This window comes from Paenibacillus campinasensis, from assembly GCF_002272015.1.
Taxonomy (GTDB): domain Bacteria; phylum Bacillota; class Bacilli; order Paenibacillales; family Paenibacillaceae; genus Paenibacillus_AQ; species Paenibacillus_AQ campinasensis.
This window is the reverse complement of the sequence record NZ_NPBY01000020.1, coordinates 17,765-36,699: the sequence shown is the minus strand read 5'-3', so window position 1 is coordinate 36,699 and position 18,935 is coordinate 17,765. Positions and strand designations below refer to the sequence as shown.

The window sequence follows — 18,935 nt, the reverse complement described above, 5'->3', positions numbered from 1 at the left end:
TGACGTTGAAGAAGATGCTATGCTGCGCCAGGGATTCACACCGGGTTCGGTACGAATTCTCCGCCGCGGCACCGCTTCAAGTAATGAAGTGCATGCACTTGTCCCGTCATTTCCAGATCCCCTTTATACACAGGGTCATGCCATCCTTCAATATCGATTGTGCCCTGATAATTCGCCTGACGCAAAATCGTGATGATGTCGGTCCAGTTCGTGTCACCAAAACCTGGCGTACGGTGCCATACAAACGGCTTCGGCCCGTGGATGCCGTATTCCCTCACCACGTCCCAAGCAATCGTCGCATCCTTGCCATGAACGTGGAATACCTTATCTACCCACTTGCGCAGCTGCGGAATCGGGTCAATCAAGGACACCATCTGATGGCAGGGCTCCCACTGCAGCCCGATATGATCTGACGGAATCGCGTTGAACATCATCTCCCATGCCGTCGGGTTATGAGCGATGTTCCAGTCCCCTGTCGCCCATGTTCCGCCCATGTCGCAGTTCTCGAACGCAATTCGGACGCCCTTGTCCGCCGCTCTTTTGGACAGCTCGCCGAACACCTTCGCATATTGAGGAATAGAGGCGTCGATGGATTCCCCTGTCAGCCGCCCCGTAAATCCGGATACGATGTCGGTGCCGAACAGATGAGCATGATCGATCAGACGCTCCCAGCTTGCCAGAGTATCTGCGCTATCGCCTGCTCCCGTCAGCGGATTGCCAAAGATGCCGAGCGTCGACACGATGAAACCGTGTTCAGCCTGAAGCTCACGAACCCGCTTGGCCGTCTCCGCAAGATCGGTCTCGCCTGTCGTTTGCCAGAAGGTGAGACTGAACGATTCAAATCCGTGCGGCGAAATCTGGGGGATGACGCGGACGGCGTCCCCTCCGCCGACCAGCGTTCCGATACGCAATGAATTCGTCATATGTTTACCACTCCTATATTGACGTTAATATGCCGAAGCAACCTCAGTATAGCCGGATTTCTCCGCTTTTTCTCATCCTATCTTGTGCATTACTAGCTTGATTTTGCGGGAGTTACCAGGCTTAACTACGCCAGCTAACCGGGAGCTTCGGCATATTGTTCGATCGACGCTTCGCCATGTGTGGCATGAAGCAACCTCGAAGAAGTGGCTCACTTAACGATCCATAACCGCCTTGTTGCCAAACGTATAGGAGCGTCCGGCCTCGCCCTCAAACGATAGGTGATCAAGACCGGGAGCTTCCAGTCGGAAAGGACCGGAAACTGTGCAATTCACAACCGCTTCCGTTACCTGTCCCCGCGCCCAGACGAAATCTACCGTATAACCGCCGCGGGCCCGTAGCCCCTTGACGCTTCCATCGCTCCATCTATCAGGCAGTGCGGGCAGCAGCCGAATCACTCCATCGTGGCTTTGGATCAGCATCTCGGCAATTCCCGCCGTACCGCCGAAGTTGCCGTCAATTTGAAACGGCGGATGATCATCGAACAAGTTAGGCAGTGTGGAATGAGCCAGGAGCGCTCTGACGTTGTCGTAAGCTTTGGCCCCGTCCTGCAGGCGGGCCCAGAAGTTAATGATCCACGCCCGGCTCCAGCCGGTGTGTCCCCCGCCTTTAGCCAGCCGGCGTTCCAATGTCGTCTTGGCAGCCTCAGCCAGCTCCGGTGTGCGCTCCACACTAAAGCTTTCACCAGGATAAAGGGCAAACAGGTGGGAGATATGTCGGTGCCCCGGCTCCACCTCTTCATAATCTTCCATCCACTCCTGAATTTGGCCGTATTTTCCGACTTGCGGCTTGGGCAGCCGCTTCAGCGCGTCCCTGAGCTCCTCACGGAACGCCTCATCTCGCCCGATCATTTCCGCACTCTGCATACAGGCATTGAACAGCGCTTCAATGATCTGGAAATCCATCGTGGCCCCGACGCACAGTACCCCCGTCTCTCCGTTTGGCAGCTTATACCGGTTCTCCGGAGAAACGGAAGGGCAAGTGACGAGTCTCCCTTCATCATCCTCGATCAGATAATCGAGCAGGAACAGCGCTGCCTCCTTCATCGTTTCGTAAGACCGTGCCAGAAAATATCGGTCTTGACCGAACCGGTAATGCTCCCACAGATGCAGGCATAGCCAGGCAGCGCCCATCGGCCAGAAGGAAGCCGGAAGATACGTATCCTGCGGCGCCGTATCCGCCCATATATCCGTATTATGATGCGCCGTGAAGCCACGGCAGCCGTACATGACGCTGGCAGTGACGCGACCGGGCTCGCGCATTCTTTCGATTAGCTCAAACAACGGCTCATGGCATTCGGCCAAATTGCAATTTTCCGCATGCCAATAATTCATCTGTGCGTTGATATTGATCGTGTATTTACTGTCCCACGGCGGAGTGAAGCTGTCGTTCCAGATGCCCTGAAGATTCGCGGGCAAAGAGCCTGGCCGGCTGGAGGCCATAAGCAGATAACGTCCGAAATGAAAATAGGTCGCGATCAGGCCGTGGTCTTCTTCGCCCTGTTGGAATCGCCGCAACCGTTCGTCGGTCGGGAGCGCGGCTTTGTCCGGATTCCCGGGCAGTCTCAGTTCGACCCGTCCGTACAACTCGCGGTAATCGGCGACATGACCGGCTAATAGCTCGGCATACGGAACCCGGCTTAGCTTATCCAGCCGCCGTTTGCCGTCAATCTCCGGATCGGGATGACGGAACGTCGTTCCGGCGGTGAGTAGCAATGTGACTGTGCTGGCTCCTTCCACCAGCAAATACTCTCCCAGCGTGCGGCAAACGCCGCCCTCCGGAACCGCCTTCAAGACGGCACTGAAGGAGCTGCCTCCTTCTCCGCCGCAGTGCCCACGCATGAGCAGTCCGCTTGTCCCCCATTTGTCTGTCTTCTCCAGGTATCGCCAGTTCTGGCGGTTGAACCGGGCTTTTAACGAGATTGCCTCCTGCTTGTCGGCGGTTATCCGAATGACAATCGCCTGATCCGGATAACTGGCAAACAGCTCGCGCGTATACCGGATCTCGCCGATGCGATAGCTGACCCGGGATACACCCTTCTCCAAATCAAGCTCACGCACGTAATCATTGACAGGCTGACTGTGCTGGCCGAAGGACAGCAGCAGATCGCCGAGCGGCATATAGTGTCGCTGCGCTTCCGGCTGCCCCGCCATCGACATCGCCGCCAGCTCCTCCGCTTCCCGCAGCCTTCCTTCCATAATCAGCTTACGAATCTCAGGCAAATGAGGCAGCGCATCTTCGTTGTTGCGGTCACGCGGACCGCCGTACCATACCGAATCCTCATTAAGCTGCAGCTTCTCCTCAGCCGTGCCCCCGAAGATCATTGCGCCGAGACGTCCGTTTCCGATCGGCAGTGCCTCATTCCATTCGCTAGCCGGTTTGCCGTACCATAATCGAGACCCTTGCTCCATGTCAGTCCAACTAGTCATGCTTCTCCTCCAATCCGTTATTTATCGAACCCGCCTAGCTTCACCATCGCCTTGATCACCTTCGATTCCGGCAGAAGCCAGCTGTCGAAACGGTCGATCATATCCTCAAGTGCACAGCGGTGGGTAATGTAAGCGCCAATGTCCACGTAGCCGCCGTTTATAGCTGCAATTACCCGCTCGAAGTCCTCCCGCGTTGCGTTTCGGCTGCCCTGCACGGTCATTTCGCGCGCGTGAAATTCGGGATCGTTAAAGGTGATCGTGCTTTTGACCAACCCTACAAACGTCAAGGAACCGCCGTGGCCGACGAGCCCAAAGGCGCTTTCCATCGACGAAGCGTTGCCAGTGGCGTCGATCACGCATGCCGGAAAGCTGCCGCCCGTCAGCTCAGCCAGCTGTTCCCTCGGCTCCCGGAGCGCGTTTACCGTATGTTCAACCGCTGCCCAGGACCTGCAAAAGGCAAGCCGCTCGTCGTTCACGTCCATCGCAATCACCTTCGCGCCGGCGTAGCGGGCCATTGCCATTACACCCAGCCCGATCGGTCCGGCACCGATGACCAGCACCTGCTCCCCATCGCCCATCCCTGAACGACGGACGGCGTGTGCGCCGATGGCCAGCGGCTCCAGCATCGCCGCCTGATCGAGGGTAAGCCCCTTCGGCTTGATGAGATTGCGGATAGGCACGGCAATCCGCTCCCGCAATCCGCCGTCCACATGGACGCCAAGCACCTTCATGTTCTGGCAGCAATTCGTTTTTCCCTGGCGGCAAGGCCGGCAATGACCACAGTGGAGGTACGGAATCACGCTGACCAGATCTCCCGCCTGAAGCCCCTCCCGGTTGTCGCCAATCTGCTCAATCGTCCCGGAAAGCTCATGGCCAAGCACGCGCGGGTACGTAAAATAAGGCTGATTGCCCTGGTATGCATGCAGATCGGTCCCGCAAATACCGATGCGCCGAACCTTTATGATCGCCTCGTCCTCCCGCATGCACGGCTCCGGCAAATCCTCCCGAACGACGAACCGCCCCACATTCTCGCAGATGACCCCCTTCATCAGGATCGCTCCCCGCGCTGCAAGGTCAGTTCCCCGCCCCACTCGGGACGTCCGCTCGGCCAAGTTGCGCCATCGAATGGCTTCAGAATCTCCAGCACTTCTTGCAGCAGCTGTTCGTCCACTGCTTCTTCCGTCCACAACACGTTGCGCTGGATATTGTCCGGATTCGCCGTGCTGACGAGCGTCGTTGGAATTCGTTCATCAGCCGTCGAGAACTGGACCGCAAGCTTCGAGATATCCGCACCCCGGCTCCGGCAATGTTCCGCGGCACGCCGGCAGGCAGCCTTGATGTCTTCCCCAGCGGGATGCCACTCCGGCACGTCCCGGTTGCTCAGCAGACCCATGGACAGCGGTGACGCATTGATCAGTCCGGTTCCGTTACGCTCAAGCAGCGGCAGCAGTTGCAGCAGCGAGGTATCGTTCAGAGAATAATGGCAATAGGATAAAACGACATCCGGAGCGCTATGAGACAGCACCGCCTCAAAGACATTGAGCGGCAAGCCGGATACGCCGAAGAAGCGAACTTTGCCCGATGACTTCAACTGCTCCAGCGCTGGAAGTCCTTCCTCCAGCACCTGAGCCGGCGAACCGAACTCAATGTCATGCAGCAGCAAAATGTCGAGATAATCGGTTCCCAGTCGCCGCATGCTCTCTTCCGCACTGCGGATCAGCCGCTCCTTCGAAAAATCAAACTCGTCCTGTCCGTAACGCCCCCCTTTTGTGCACAAAATATACCGGTCCCTCGGAATCGTCCCTAGCGCCTCGCCCAGCACCGTTTCCGCTTTCGTCAAGCCATAGTAGGGCGAAACGTCAATCAGATTGATGCCCATGTCGATGGCGGTATGAACCGTACGGATCCCTTCCTCCTTCCGAACGTCCCGGAAAACGCCGCCCAGTGAAGATGCTCCAAAGCTTAACACCGATACGTCCAGCCCCGTGTTCCCCAACTTTCTGTATTTCATCACCTGGTTCCTCCATTATTCATGTTCATTCAACTTATAAAATTTGGCGGCGTTCGCGCCGAAAACGGCTTCAATCGCTGCCGGTGGCAGCTGACGATCCCGAAGGGCATGCTGCAGCACATCAACGACATCGTCATAGGTGGCTGCCAGAAGACAGACGGGCCAATCGCTGCCGAACATCACCCTTTCGGGTCCGAACAGGTCAAGCGCTTCACGGACATATGCGGCAAAATCGTCCTTGCGCCAGCCCTGACGGTCGGCCTCCGTTACCATCCCCGACAGCTTGCAGAAGATGTTCGGATATTGGGCGATTTCCGCCATATGGCTTCTCCAAGGCTCCATGATCCCAGATGCGATCGGCGGCTTCGCCAAATGGTCGACAACGCCTCGAAGCCGAGGCACCCGCTCCAGCAATTGGGCCAGCTGTGGCAGTTGGTCAGCCAGTACCAGCAAATCGACCGGAACGTCCTGTTCCGCAAAGTATGAAAGCGCTTCTATCCAAGTGGGCGACAAAATGACGTTCGGGTCCGCCATATCCTGGATCATGACACGAAACCCGATAAATTTCGGATGCCTGTTAAACCGGCGGAACTGTTCCATAAACGCAGGGTTCTCCAGATCCAGCCAGCCGACCACGCCGGCGACGAAATCGGCCGTTTCGCTTAATTTCAGAATATATTCGGTCTCCTCGATCGTCGGCGCCGCTTGGACCAGAATCGTTTGGCCGATGCCATGCCTCTGCAAATGCGGCCTGAGGTCAGAGGGCAGATAGTCGCGGTAAAGCACCGGAATTTCAGGCGTAATCCAACCGTAATCGTTGCGTTCGATCTTCCAGAAATGCTGATGGGCGTCAATGCGCATCGAACACCACCTCCATTCCTCCTTGTTATAACATCTCACAGTAAGAATAACCATGACCAAATTCCGCATAATGGAACCAAGAGCCCCCGCATGCTGAGCGAAGACTCCTGTCCCCATGAACCCAAGCTTATCCTGCTACAACCATTTACTTCGATATGGTTGATGAATCGTAGGCAGCCTGCATGATTTCAATATAACGCTGCATGTTGAGACCTTCCAGCCCTTTCACATAATCATCCCAATCCTTATCCAGACTTTTGGCGCCGGTGATGAACAGCAAAGCGTTCTGGTCAACATAGTCCTTGATGTTCGTCTGCATCATGCTGGCTTCGTCGGCTACCAGCGGGTCGACCCATAGCGCCCAGTGCGGGAAGATTTCCTGAGGCTCCTTGCCTTCCATCAATAGCGTTGCCTCGTAAAGACGGCGTTCGTAGCCGTCATCAGCGAAAATATCCGTGCCTTGGACTTCAGCATCACGATAATCCCGATGGTGGTTATATTGAGTCAGTGCGCCCCAATTGTCATTGCGAGGCTGCTCCCCGGATTCAAGCGGAATCGATTTATAGAGCGGCTCTACTTTTTCGTTCAGTGCGATTTCTCCATCCTGAGGCTTGCGCCAGCTTACGCCCTCTTCACCAAGATAGGAAAGCATCGCGCCTTCTTGCGTGTAGAAATAGTCCAGCATTCGAATGGCGGCGATTTGCGTCTCTTGGCTAGCTTTATTCGTCAGGACGAAGGATGCGCCCGGATCAATCGGATAGTTGAATGTTGCATAATTGGCATGCGGTCCTTGCAGGGGCGGAAGCGGATTGTAATCCCTGCTGTACGGCGCGTCTTCTCCCGTAGTCATAAACAAGGCGGGATGCATGCCTGCCCCGGCTCCTAGCAGCTGTGCGTCCGCGTTATCCCCGATTTTTTTATATGCGCCTGCATTTTGTGTAAAAGCCCCTGGGTCAATAAGCCCTCCATCATAGAGCGATTTGATGTAGCCCAGTGCTTCCCGCCACTCAGGTTTGTTGGCAGCGGTGTCCACCTGGCCATCCTTCATGATTAGGTATGTTCTGTCGTCGTTGTATATAAAGCCGTTCATGAGATACGGGATCACGTGAACTCCGAAATTCTCGACAGATCCGCTGAGCGGCACTTCATCCGCCTTGCCGTTGCCGTTCGGATCCTGCGTCTTGAAGGCCTCGAGAACCGCTTTGAATTCTTCCGGCGTCTTTGGCTGCTCAAGCCCGAGCTGATCCAGCCACTTCGTATTGATCCACATTTTATTCGGATAGGAGCAGTGGAAGCATTCGTTTAAGCCGGTCAATCCGTAAATGTTGCCGTCCGGCGCGGTGTTCATCGCCTTGTAATATTCGTTGTTCTCCAGCACTTCCTTAATGTGTGGAGCATGCTCGTCGATAAGGTCGTTCAGCGGAATGATCACCCCCTGCTGTCCGAACTTCAGCAAGTCCGTCTGCGAGAAGCGGTCTACCCATGGAATGAGCAAGTACAGATCCGGATAATCGCCGGACGCAAGCGAGATTTGCCGTTTTTCGGCCGCGCCGTCGAATGGAACGGTTGTCCAGTTGAATTTGATGTTAAACTGCTCTTCCATTTTTTTCGTGAACTTGTTGGTCCCTAGGTCCACATCCGATGCTTGATGGGCAAATACGTTAATCGTTACCTTCTGGCCGGCATCCGGCATGCCGCCTTCTTCGCTCCCTGCACGGTCATTTCCGCCGGAGCATCCGGCAAGCACGAAACTAAGCGTCAGAATGAGAACAAGCAGACGAGTTCCTGTTTTTCTCAAATCAATCTCCCCCTCATGAATGGATAATGAAATGTAACGGGCTCTGCCCTCGATTTAGCCCTTTACAGAGCCAATCAGCATGCCTTGCACGAAATAGCGCTGCACGAACGGATAGATCACCAGCACCGGAAGACTTGCCACCACAATGAGCGAGTATTTCATCAGCTCGGCCATTTGCTGCTGCCTTACCATCTCCCCGGCATCTATATTGCTTGTTCCGCTGCCCAGGATGAGAATGCTGCGGAGAATGAGCTGAAGCGGATAGAGCGATTGCGATTTCAAGTAGATCAAGGCGTCGAAATACGCATTCCACTGCCCCACCGCATACATGAGCGAAAGCACGGCGATGATCGGTTTGGCAAGGGGAAGAACGACGCTGAAAATGTAGCGGATGTCGCTGCACCCGTCGATATCCGCCGCCTCAGACAGCTCATCCGGGATCGAGGTCTGGAAGAAGGTTCTGGCGATAATGACCTGCCATACCCAAACAGCATTCGGGATGAGCAGTGCCCAGCGGGTATCGATCAGGCCCATTGATTTAACAACCAGATAGGTCGGAATCAAGCCGCCGGAGAACAGCATGGTAAAGGTGATGAAAATCATAAGCGGCGTGCGGCCGAAGAAGGACTTCTTCGACAGCGGGTAGGCGACCATAATCGTCAGGGATACGCTAATTAACGTACCGGCCACGGTATAAAACAATGAATTGGCATAACCGGTCAGCACCTGGCCGTTCCGGAACACCGCCTCATACCCTGCCAGCGTCATGTCGACCGGCCATAGCCACACCTTGCCCGCAGAGACGGCGCTTGGACTGCTCAGGGAAGAGCTTACGATGTAAATAAGCGGATACAAGACAGCGATTAATACCAAGGTCAGCATGATGTAGGTCACAGTCAGAAAGATGCGGTCCCCTAGCGACTCCTTGATCCTTGTGCGCTGCCGGCTTCCAGAGTGGGTTTGCCATGTTTTCATGTCACTCAACCCCTTTCGCAAAATTTACCAGAGACTGGTATTGGAAGCCCGCCTGGCAATCGTGTTGACGACCAGGAGCAGAACCAGGTTGATTAAGGAATTGAACAGTCCAACCGCCGTGGCAAAACTATAGTTCGCGTTTAGCAATCCGATTTTGTACACATAGGTGGAGATGATTTCCGACGTGGACAAGTTCAGCGGATTTTGTAATAAGTACATTTTCTCGAAGCCGAGCGCCATGATGTTGCCTACGCTAAGAATCAGGATAATGACCGCTGCCGGCATAATGCCGGGGAGATCGACGTTCAGAATCTTCTGGAACCGATTGGCGCCGTCCACCTTCGCCGCTTCATACAATGACGGGTCAACCCCTGCCAGCGCAGCAAGATAAATGACGGCGGAATAGCCCATCGTTTGCCACACGTCGGACAGCACGTAAATCGTGCGGAACATGCCGGGCTCTCCAAGATAATTGATCGCTTCGAAGCCTAGCGCACCCGCGATCGTGTTCACGATCCCGAGTCGTGGGGACAGGAACAGCATGATGATGGACACCATGACGACCGTGGATATGAAATATGGCGCATAGGTGACCATCTGCACAGTTTTTTTGAACCTTGCACTTTTCACCTCATTCAAAGCCAGCGCCAGCAGAATGGGGACCGGAAACCCGACGATCAACTGATAGAACGAAATGTACAGCGTGTTCTTGATCAGTGTCGCAAACGCCGGATTGCGAAAAAACATCTCGAAATACTGCGTGCCGACCCATGGGCTCCCCCAAATCCCTTTCACCACGTTATAGTTCTTGAAAGCAAGCACGGCGTTTGCCATCGGCAAGTACTTGAAGATGATGAAGTACAACACCGGCGGAATAATCAGCAGATACAGCTGCCAATGTCTTCTGAAGCTTCGGTAAGCGACTCTCCTGATTTCCGAGCGTTTGCTGCTCGGAGTTCCGGCTGTTTTGGACTTGGAAAATAGGGTACTCAGTTCCATCCCTCCCTCGATGTAATTGCTGCCGTTAAAGTGAGAACACTTTTTGACAGCGCTTTCTTGTGCGTAATCATAAAATTGCACGCTAGACTTCGTAAAGGCACACTTACTTCCACAGCGTACAATTCCGGATACGGATGCCCTGAAACCCTTGATTTCACTCGTTTTTTCACTTACCGAATTCTATAAAAAACATCCGCCAACACGTCGATCCGGTGGTCAGAGCAAGGACTGACCTCCTAGGCTGGCGTAACCGCCGTCTCGCTATTCGGCCATTTGCCGGAATGCGCTCGGAGACACGCCGCGAACCCGCTTGAAGGCTCTCCGAAATGAATGGGCGCTGTTATACCCCACTTGTGCAGCAATTTCGTCAATCGTCAAATGGTTCTGCTGCAGCAGTTCAACTGCCTTGCCGATCCTCACCAGTTCAACATAGTCCGAAGGATTCTTTCCCGTATGTTCCTTGAACAATTGGGAGATATACTTTTCGGGCTTACCGATATGCTCCGCGAGCCGGTAAAGCGTCAACTCCGCATCGGAATAGCGCTCATGGATGTAACGGATGATCTCGCCCACGGTCTCGGCAGACATGTCCTTTCTTTTCTTACGAATGTCTGTACAAATATCATGAACCAGCCTTCCGAACCTGTCCCTGAGTTGACTGACCCCATCTGTCGTTGAAACGGCTGTAATCTGGTGCTTGATATGATCGGTCAGCGACTCGTCATGGAATATCTTCTGTTCCGCCAGCTTCAAAAAGGTGCCCCTGAGCTCCATGACAAACTGCTGTGTCATTTCGTACGACAGCTCCCTTTCTTCAAAATTCCGGCTAAACAGCTGGTCAAGAAGGCGGCTTGCCTCCTCAAGTTCACCTGCCTTCAGCATGTTGAGCATCCGTTGTTCGGATTCAATCGGATAGTAGTACAGCTCCGTCGCTTTCATCATATCCTCGAACCGGATCATGCCGAACGCTCCGGTATGGATGGCGTATTCCAGCGCTTGCTGCGCTTCATTAAACGAGTCAGCCACGTCATTCCACGCATCGTACGGTGAACCGAGCCCGATCGTGATCGACAATCGATGTTGCCGATATACGGAGTCCATTAATTCAAGCAAAGCGGCTTCCATATGATCATTCATGTCGTCCATTGGCTCTTCCCCCAGCGGATGCACGAATGCGATCTGGTCTGAGCCCCAATCCGTAACCAGCACGTCGTGATCCAGCCGGCTAAAGGCCTGACGAACGATCAGCCGCGCCACGCTGAGTTCCTGGATGATTTCCTCACTGTCAGCGCTTCCATATCCGGACACTTTAAGAATACCTGCACGGCCGCGCTCGCCGCGGAGCGGGACACCCGTTTGGCCGGAAGCCGCCTCAAGCTCACGCATCGTATAGAAGTCGCCTGTCAACAGCCGTTTGATAAACGCGTCCCTAAGCAGCGGAAGCTGATCGTTCAGGGAGGACTCCAGCAATTTGTTGTTTGCAATCAGAGCTGCGATGTTGCCGGCCAGAAAATCATACTCGTTGTTGATCTTCTCCCGGGAGGCGTGGTTTTGTTCGCGAAACACGGACAGAAGTGAATGGATGGGAGCACTGTGCCGATAAGCAAGCAGCAGTCCGATCAGCAAGCCGATGACCAGCGCGGCCAGCGTAAACGTGATCGTCACCTGCTTGATTCTATCGGCCTTTGTCATCAGCGCCTGCTCGGGTATTCCAGCCATATAGGTCCACCCGTTCAGGTCAGACCGGATCGACATCAACAGCCGGCCGTCTTCTGTGGGGCTGACTTCGCCATTCTCGCCTGCCGGGGCCCCTATATAGCGTCTGGCCTCACTTTCGTCGATTCCCCGTGATAAGATCAGGCTGCCTTCCCGGTCCGCAACCAGCGCCCAACCGCCGTATTGGTCTACGATATTTTGCAGCAGACTGCCCATATGATCTTCATCGATCAGAACGCCGATCATCGCCTGCGGATTGTTGAAGCTGTTGAGTGGAATGGACTGGAGAAACGTGATGGCTGGCGTCTCGACAAACACCGAATCACGGATTTCCCTCCTATATTTCTTAAGCGGCATCAGCTCATTCAGATGCGGCTTCTTCAATACGGCCTCTTCCCACTCCTCGAACGTCCATCCTTCAAGCCGATTCTCAGCGTAATAATGCTCGGGCCGATAATAGACGGTGTTCGGCGTAATAATGGCATTGTAATTGCGGATGTAGATAAAGAAATTGGACAGGTAGTCGTTTGTACTGCTGTACATGGACAAGCTGCGCTGCATGCGTCCCAAGCCGTAAACGTTGTTGCTGTCGAGCGGCTTCGGATCAGCGATTAGCCGGTACAAATCCTGGTTGATCGCCAGCTGCTTCGTGAAGGCTTCCACCTCCACCAGATGGCGCTCGATGATTTCTTTTCCCAAATTCAAGGAACTTAAACTGTTTTCAATGGAGCTTGATTTCGCGACTTCAATCGAGGCCTTGTAGGATGCATAACCAGCGACTTGCGGGATCAGCAACACAATCAGGTAAGAAATTAGAAATCTTCGGAACACAGGGGAGAACTTGGACCATAAACGCTGCATATGTACCCTCCTCAAAAAAGAAAGCGTTTGCAAATATAAGTAATTTGATGATACACTTCACTATTCGCAAGGGAAAGGTACAATCCCTGCCTCGGGGTACAATTCCTTACGGATGAGGAAACGAAGCGCCGAGCCGGACAGAATCTGAACAGGCCATTGCATCAAATATCATTTCAGCACGGTAGAGCCGGGATCGCCAACAGATATCATCGTCACAAGCGGCATGATTGAAAAGCGACAATAATAAAAAAAAGAGGGACGATGAAACAGCCCCTCTTCGTTTAAACCCGAATGTCATTCACTTAGTCGCTTTACGTAGTCGCTTTACTTATAGCTATCTTCATGCATCTTCTCTTTACTTCTGAAAATCTACGTAAACATTCTGACACCCCACAGCAGCAGCCTCGAACAGGCTCGGATGAGGTTGTCCTTATGAGCACTTGCTGTACCCGCAATTGCTGCAGGTTTTGCAGCCCTCGATGTTGATCAAGGAGGCGCCGCCACAGGATGGGCACAGGTCAAGCGACATGGAGCTGCCGGACGGATAACCGCCGCTGTACGATGCTGCTGCACCCCCAGCCAAGCTCTCTTCGCTGTCCGTCCCTGGAGCACTCTCGGTGGTTGCTGCTACCGGGGCAGGGTCATGCCCGGCATCGACTCCGGCTGCAACATGGGTCTCCAGCGCCTTCGCCACGGCGTCAGCGATCGATTCCACACGATTCGCACCAAAACCGATCGCGCCCGTACCGCCAATGCCCTTCAAGTGCTTGATGAGCAGTTCAACCTTGTTGCCATGTTCACCATAGCGGAGGAACAGCGAGCAGACGCGGCCCAAAGCTTCGGCCATCGCAAACACATCCGAGCCCGCCTTGCCCACATTCAGGAAGATTTCACCCGGTGTGCCGTTCAAATCGTTGATCGTAATATAAGCCATGCCAAACGGCGTATTCATCTTGTAAGTCGCCCCGCGCAGCACTTGCGGACGCTTCTGGTAGTTTCTGTCGAGACCGCTCTTGCCCGGAGCTTGATCTGAAGCTGACGACGAAGCGAGGAATGCGGTCTGCGCTGCCTCTGATCCCGCGGAGGCTTCGTCTGCTGATTCCGCCGCTGAACCCGGTTCCGGCGTGGCCGCTGCCGCAGGCTTCACCCCGCCGGCCTCTTCGCTGCCCTGACCTACGGCTCCTTGCTCCAGCGCTGTTTCCGGAGAAGCTGCCGTTATCGTTGCTGCGCCCTTGTCATCCTTCTTCTCTGTCTGAAGCACCTGAACATCCCGGCTGCCGTCGCGGTAGATCGTAACCCCTTTACAGCCGAGATCAAAGGCAAGCTCATACAGCCGCTTCGTATCTTCAATCGTAAAGTCAGCCGGACAGTTGGCCGTCTTCGAGATGGAACTGTCCACCCAGCGCTGGATAGCCGCCTGCGCCCGGATATGATCCTCCGCAGAAAGATCCATCGCCGTTACGAAATAGTCCGGCAGCTGCTCCCCAGGGTGGCTGTCCAGCCACTCCTGTGCGATCGGCACAAACTGCTCGTCAAAGCCAAGCCGGCTTTGGCGGTAATATTTGAAGGCAAAGTAAGGCTCGATGCCCGTTGACGTGCCGACCATCGTTCCTGTGCTGCCTGTCGGCGCCTGGGTAATGACGGTGACGTTGCGAATACCTTTTTCCCTGATAGCATCCGCAACCTCCGGGTACACCTCCGTCATATTCTTCATGAAGCCGCTCTGCAAGTACAGCTCGGCATCAAACGCCTTAAACGAACCTTTCTCTGCCGCAATATCGGCCGAGGACAGATATGCCTCTCTGGCAATAAAGCCATACAGCTTATCAAGAAACTCCAGCGATTCCGGACTGCCGTAACGGATCTTCAGCTTGATCATCAGCTCGGCCAATCCCATCGAGCCCAGTCCGACGCGGCGCTCTTTTTTCTGATTCTGTTCGTTTTCTTCAAAATGGTACGGTGTCCGGTCGATCACATTATCGAGGAAACGCACCGCATAACGGGTCGTCGTGGCCAGCTCATCCCAGGCCACATCATGCTTGTCTTCGTCATAGAACTTCGACAGGTTGATGGCCGACAGGTTGCAGACGCCCCAAGCCGGAAGCCCCTGTTCGCCGCATGGATTGGTACAAATAATCGGATTGAAATACCAGCTGTTGGACATCTGATTGTAATATTCCATGAATACAACGCCAGGCTCAGCGGACTTCCAGGCCGACTCAATGATCGTATGCCAGATGTCGCGTGCTTTCACCGTTTGATACGAAATGACGGGACGTCCGGCTTTTCTCCATTTGTCCAGGTCTCCGTCCCACACCTCATCGTAATCCGGAGAAGTCGTGTCCGGGAACACAAGCTCCCAGTCCAGATCCTCCTTGACCGCCTTCATGAAGTCATTGCTGACGCACACGGACAGGTTGGCGTTTGTCACCTGCCCCATCGTCTGTTTGACTGTAATAAAATCCAGAATATCCGGATGCCAGTCATTCATCATCAGCATCAATGCGCCCCTGCGGCTGCCGCCCTGTTCAATTAGCCCGGTTGTGTAGCTGAACAGTCCGCCCCAGGATACGGCGCCGCTGGATGAACCGTTAACCCCTTTTACAATGGCCCGCCGAGGGCGCAAGGACGACAGGTTAATGCCAACCCCGCCACCGCGTGCCATAATTTCCGTCATCTCGGTCAGCGTCTCCATAATGCCGCCGCGGCTATCCTTCGGAGACGGGATGACGTAGCAGTTAAACAGGGTCAGCTCATCGCTCGCACCCGCTCCGGCCGCAATCCGGCCGCCCGGCACAAGCTTCCAGTCATCCAGAACATGACGGAACTTCTGACGCCACTCATCCTGAAGCTCCGGTGTGGCCTCCACCGATGCCATCGCCGATGCCAGCCGGTCCCACATCTCTTCCGGCGTCTTCTCAATCGTTAGTGTCAGTTTCTCGACATCCGATTCCACCAGCTCGCCCTTCCGCGTCTTGACGGTGACGGAGCGCCCCTCCCGCTTCACAATCTCTCCGACTTCCTTCGTCGGAAATTTCGGATCATCCTTTGTCAGCACCAGCACGACATCGCCGACTTTGGCATGACTAGTATCCGCATCCTTCCACGCATATCGATCCAAAAAGATTTTCTCGCTAAGTCCTTCAAGCCGATTATTCTGTAAAGTACCCAAGAGCTACGACCTCCCATGACTACATTAGTATGATCTAAATCCGGTTATCCTGATTCGAATACAACTTACCCTAGTATGTATACGGCTAAACGTAAATCTGCGGCCGTACACACCATATATTGTAGGTATGAATCATTATACTACACTATATATGGTCAGGCTATGCCGAAGTTGTGAATTTTGGGCCCCTCCCTTCTGCCAAAAAGGCGCCACAGTTATGAACCCTTCTGTTTTCGTCCATACTAGGGGTACTGCTGTCTTGGAAACTTTCATCATGAGGAGGAGAATCCTATGAATAACCGCCCTGCCGAACCTGTCGGCAGCCATCCGGACAATCGCCTTCCGGTTCCCATACACCGTGACCGGTCGTGGCTGGAGGATCTGGAGAGCCGCCTCGACAAGGGAGGCCCCTGGGGCGACTGGCGTCTATCCAAGCTGGCCGTCGAGGGAGAGAAAGCGCGTCTCGTTACAAGCTTTGAAGAGCTGCAATGCTTGAAACATATCGGCGATCTGTCTCCGCTCCCGCACCAGACGGATACCGCCAGACGCGTCCTGTTCGAAATGTCTGGAAGGGCGATTCTGGCCGATGAAGTAGGACTTGGGAAAACGATTGAAGCCGGTCTTATTTTAAAAGAATATATGGTCCGCGGGCTCGTATCCAAAGTGCTGATCCTCGTTCCCGCCTCCCTCGTGCTGCAATGGGTCCGTGAGTTGAACTCCAAATTCGGCATTCCGGCCGTGGCCCAGAAGAAAATGTACTCCTGGGAAAACGACATTGTGGTCGCTTCCATGGACACCGCCAAGCGCGATCCGCATTCGGAAATTTTGCTCAATCGGGAATACGACATGCTCATCATCGATGAGGCGCATAAACTGAAGAACAAAAAAACGTCCAACTATAAATTCATCGAAAAGCTGCGCAAAAAATATTGCCTGCTGCTCACGGCGACACCTGTGCAAAACGATCTCAGCGAGCTGTTTAATCTCATCACTCTGCTCAAGCCCGGCCAGCTCGGCGGGCAGGGTCAGTTCGCCGCCAACTTCGTCGTCGACAAGCGCAAGCCGAAGAACCAGGATCAGCTCAAGGACGAGCTGTCAAAAGTGATGATCCGCAACCGCCGCGGGGAGAGCGACGTAGCGTTCACGAAACGTACTGTCCGCAACGTCGGACTCAATCTTTCCCCTGACGAACAGGCGCTGTATGACGGCGTCACCTCTTTTGTTAAAGATCAGTATCAGGCAGCTGGCGGCAATCTGAGCAGCATGCTGTCGCTTGTCACCTTGCAGCGGGAGGTGTGCAGCAGCAGGGATGCCGTGTTTGTCACGCTGGTGAACCTGTCGAAGAAGCTGCCTGAGGACTCACCGCTCCGCGATAAGATCTGGGAGCTTGTCTACCTGATCAAGAACATTAAAGCCAACACCAAAGCGGAAAAAACGATTGAGCTGATCCGCGAGATGAACGAAAAGGTGATCGTATTCACCGAGTACCGGGCCACTCAGGAATATCTGCTTAATTATTTCCGGGATCACGGACTGATATCCGTGCCTTATCGCGGCGGGATGAACCGGGGCAAAAAAGACTGGATGATGGACCTGTTCCGCGGACGCGCACAGGTGATGATTGCCACGGAAGCGGGCGGCGAAGGCATCAACCTGCAATTTTGCCACCATATGATCAATTTCGATCTGCCCTGGAATCCGATGCGCGTAGAGCAGCGGATCGGGCGGGTGCATCGTCTCGGCCAGACGAATGATGTCAAAATATTCAACCTTTCAACCTCCGGGACGATTGAGGAACATATTCTGAACCTGCTCCACGAGAAGATCAACATGTTCGAGATGGTGATCGGCGGCCTGGATGTCATTCTGGAGCGGTATGAGAAGAAGGAATCGATTGAGAAAAGCCTCTACAAAATTATGCTGGAGTCCGGCAACGACGACGAGATCCGGCAGCGCCTTCACAGCCTCGGCGACTCGCTGGAGCACATCCGCAGAGATCTGGAGCAGCAAAACATATCGGAGCCATTACGAGAGGAGGAAGCCTAAAGATGACCATGACGCCGCAGGAGGTTCAGGAACACTTCATGACGTATCTGGAGGCCACCGAGTGCAGCGTGATCGAGAAATCGTCTGAGCATGTCACCGTCAAGCTGTCTCCCCAGGCCGACAAAATGCTGACCAATCGCCCGTATTACTGGGGCTTCGTGGAACGTACCGGCGCTCCGGCGGAGACGCTGTCCTTTACCTTTGTATTCGATCCGACCAAGTATGACGAAGCGCTGGCCAAGCAGCAGAAGAACAGCGCTTCGCCCGCCGGGCAAGGCCAGGACCCGGTGCTGTCACGGTACTATGGCACAGCGCCTCTCCTTCCTGTGCTTGGCCCGGGACGAATCCAGCGCGAGGATGTCACTTACGGGAGCAGCAGACTGGCGCAAATATGGAACGCGGCCCGCGAGGAAGGAAAGTGCGTCTATCTGTTCCAGCAGCCATCAGCCCCGGCGGCACAGAGAGGACGCTCGACCGCCTATGAGCAGTGGCTGGGCGTCTGCTTCAAGGTGGAATTCAGCTGTGACTTGAAGCGGGAGGAGCTGCATTTTCTCGGCATTTCTATGTCGAGCCGGGCAATTATTGAGCATTTTCCGGCCGTGCTTGAGGGCCGGGAGCTGCATCCCAGATTGCCGGAGCGTGTGCATGTCAAGCCAGCCGTCCTGACGCTGACGGAAGCTGCTGCGCTGCTTGAAGACTACCTGATTGAGAAATTAAGCAGGCTCGACTATGGATGGGCCGCTCAGGCGCGCGAGCGGCTTAAGCAGGAGTTGGCTGTTATTGACGGTTATTATGAAGACCTGCTCAAGGAAGAAGATGAGGAGAAAAAAGCCCTGATTGCCGAGCAGTACGAGAACCGCAAATCGGAGATGCAGTGGCAGTACGAGCCTAAAGTGAGCTTATCCGCCATAACCAGCGGGCTGTTTCATCTGTGTTCGCCCGTGAGCGCCTCTTCCTGACCACGCTCTACAAATCAAGGCAAATTTAGAACCTAATCCAGAGACGGTACCCCGACAGCTTGTAACAGCCTTTGCACAGCTTGTCCGATATACTGGGCGTATATAGAGGGGTTCATCGTCTAACTCC

Annotated in this window: 12 protein-coding genes; 2 read left to right on the top strand and 10 right to left on the bottom strand. The window is 54.5% G+C overall.

The window, feature by feature from the left end:
• Positions 1-35: 35 nt before the first annotated feature.
• The 10 genes from CHH67_RS06185 to CHH67_RS06140 form a co-directional block, all read right to left on the bottom strand.
• Positions 36-923 carry a sugar phosphate isomerase/epimerase family protein gene (locus CHH67_RS06185; RefSeq protein ID WP_095264207.1) on the bottom strand — a complete coding sequence of 296 codons (888 nt, stop codon included), beginning with the start codon at positions 921-923 and terminating at the stop codon, positions 36-38.
• A 213-nt stretch (positions 924-1,136) separates the two neighbouring features.
• Entirely contained in the window at positions 1,137-3,410 is a 2,274-nt protein-coding gene (locus tag CHH67_RS06180) for a glycoside hydrolase family 95 protein (RefSeq protein ID WP_244908101.1), read from the bottom strand.
• Between the two features lie 17 nt (positions 3,411-3,427).
• The gene (locus tag CHH67_RS06175) at positions 3,428-4,459 is read right to left on the bottom strand and encodes a zinc-binding alcohol dehydrogenase family protein (RefSeq protein WP_095264205.1); all 1,032 of its coding nucleotides are present in this window, start codon (positions 4,457-4,459) and stop codon (positions 3,428-3,430) included.
• Positions 4,459-5,421: an aldo/keto reductase gene (locus CHH67_RS06170; protein WP_095264204.1), complete on the bottom strand. Its 963-nt coding sequence runs from the start codon at positions 5,419-5,421 to the stop codon at positions 4,459-4,461. The genes CHH67_RS06175 and CHH67_RS06170 overlap by 1 nt, the downstream gene beginning before the upstream one ends.
• A gap of 15 nt (positions 5,422-5,436) precedes the next feature.
• On the bottom strand, positions 5,437-6,282 hold the full coding sequence (locus CHH67_RS06165; RefSeq protein ID WP_095264203.1) for an amidohydrolase family protein: 846 nt from the start codon (positions 6,280-6,282) through the stop codon (positions 5,437-5,439).
• A gap of 145 nt (positions 6,283-6,427) precedes the next feature.
• Positions 6,428-8,080, bottom strand: a complete 1,653-nt coding sequence (locus CHH67_RS06160) for an ABC transporter substrate-binding protein (RefSeq protein WP_095264202.1) — start codon at positions 8,078-8,080, stop codon at positions 6,428-6,430.
• Between the two features lie 54 nt (positions 8,081-8,134).
• Entirely contained in the window at positions 8,135-9,055 is a 921-nt protein-coding gene (locus CHH67_RS06155; RefSeq protein ID WP_095264201.1) for a carbohydrate ABC transporter permease, read from the bottom strand.
• Between the two features lie 24 nt (positions 9,056-9,079).
• Complete coding sequence (locus CHH67_RS06150; RefSeq protein ID WP_095264211.1) at positions 9,080-9,934, bottom strand: ABC transporter permease; 855 nt, start codon at positions 9,932-9,934, stop codon at positions 9,080-9,082.
• Between the two features lie 381 nt (positions 9,935-10,315).
• Positions 10,316-12,631: a helix-turn-helix domain-containing protein gene (locus CHH67_RS06145; protein ID WP_095264200.1), complete on the bottom strand. Its 2,316-nt coding sequence runs from the start codon at positions 12,629-12,631 to the stop codon at positions 10,316-10,318.
• Positions 12,632-13,061: 430 nt separating this feature from the next.
• Entirely contained in the window at positions 13,062-15,803 is a 2,742-nt protein-coding gene (locus CHH67_RS06140) for an adenosylcobalamin-dependent ribonucleoside-diphosphate reductase (protein WP_095264199.1), read from the bottom strand.
• 291 nt (positions 15,804-16,094) lie between these two features.
• Here CHH67_RS06140 and CHH67_RS06135 point away from each other — a divergent pair, with 291 nt between their 5' ends.
• Positions 16,095-17,849: a DEAD/DEAH box helicase gene (locus tag CHH67_RS06135; RefSeq protein WP_095264198.1), complete on the top strand. Its 1,755-nt coding sequence runs from the start codon at positions 16,095-16,097 to the stop codon at positions 17,847-17,849.
• A gap of 2 nt (positions 17,850-17,851) precedes the next feature.
• Positions 17,852-18,808: a YqhG family protein gene (locus CHH67_RS06130; RefSeq protein ID WP_095264197.1), complete on the top strand. Its 957-nt coding sequence runs from the start codon at positions 17,852-17,854 to the stop codon at positions 18,806-18,808.
• Positions 18,809-18,935: the final 127 nt, after the last annotated feature.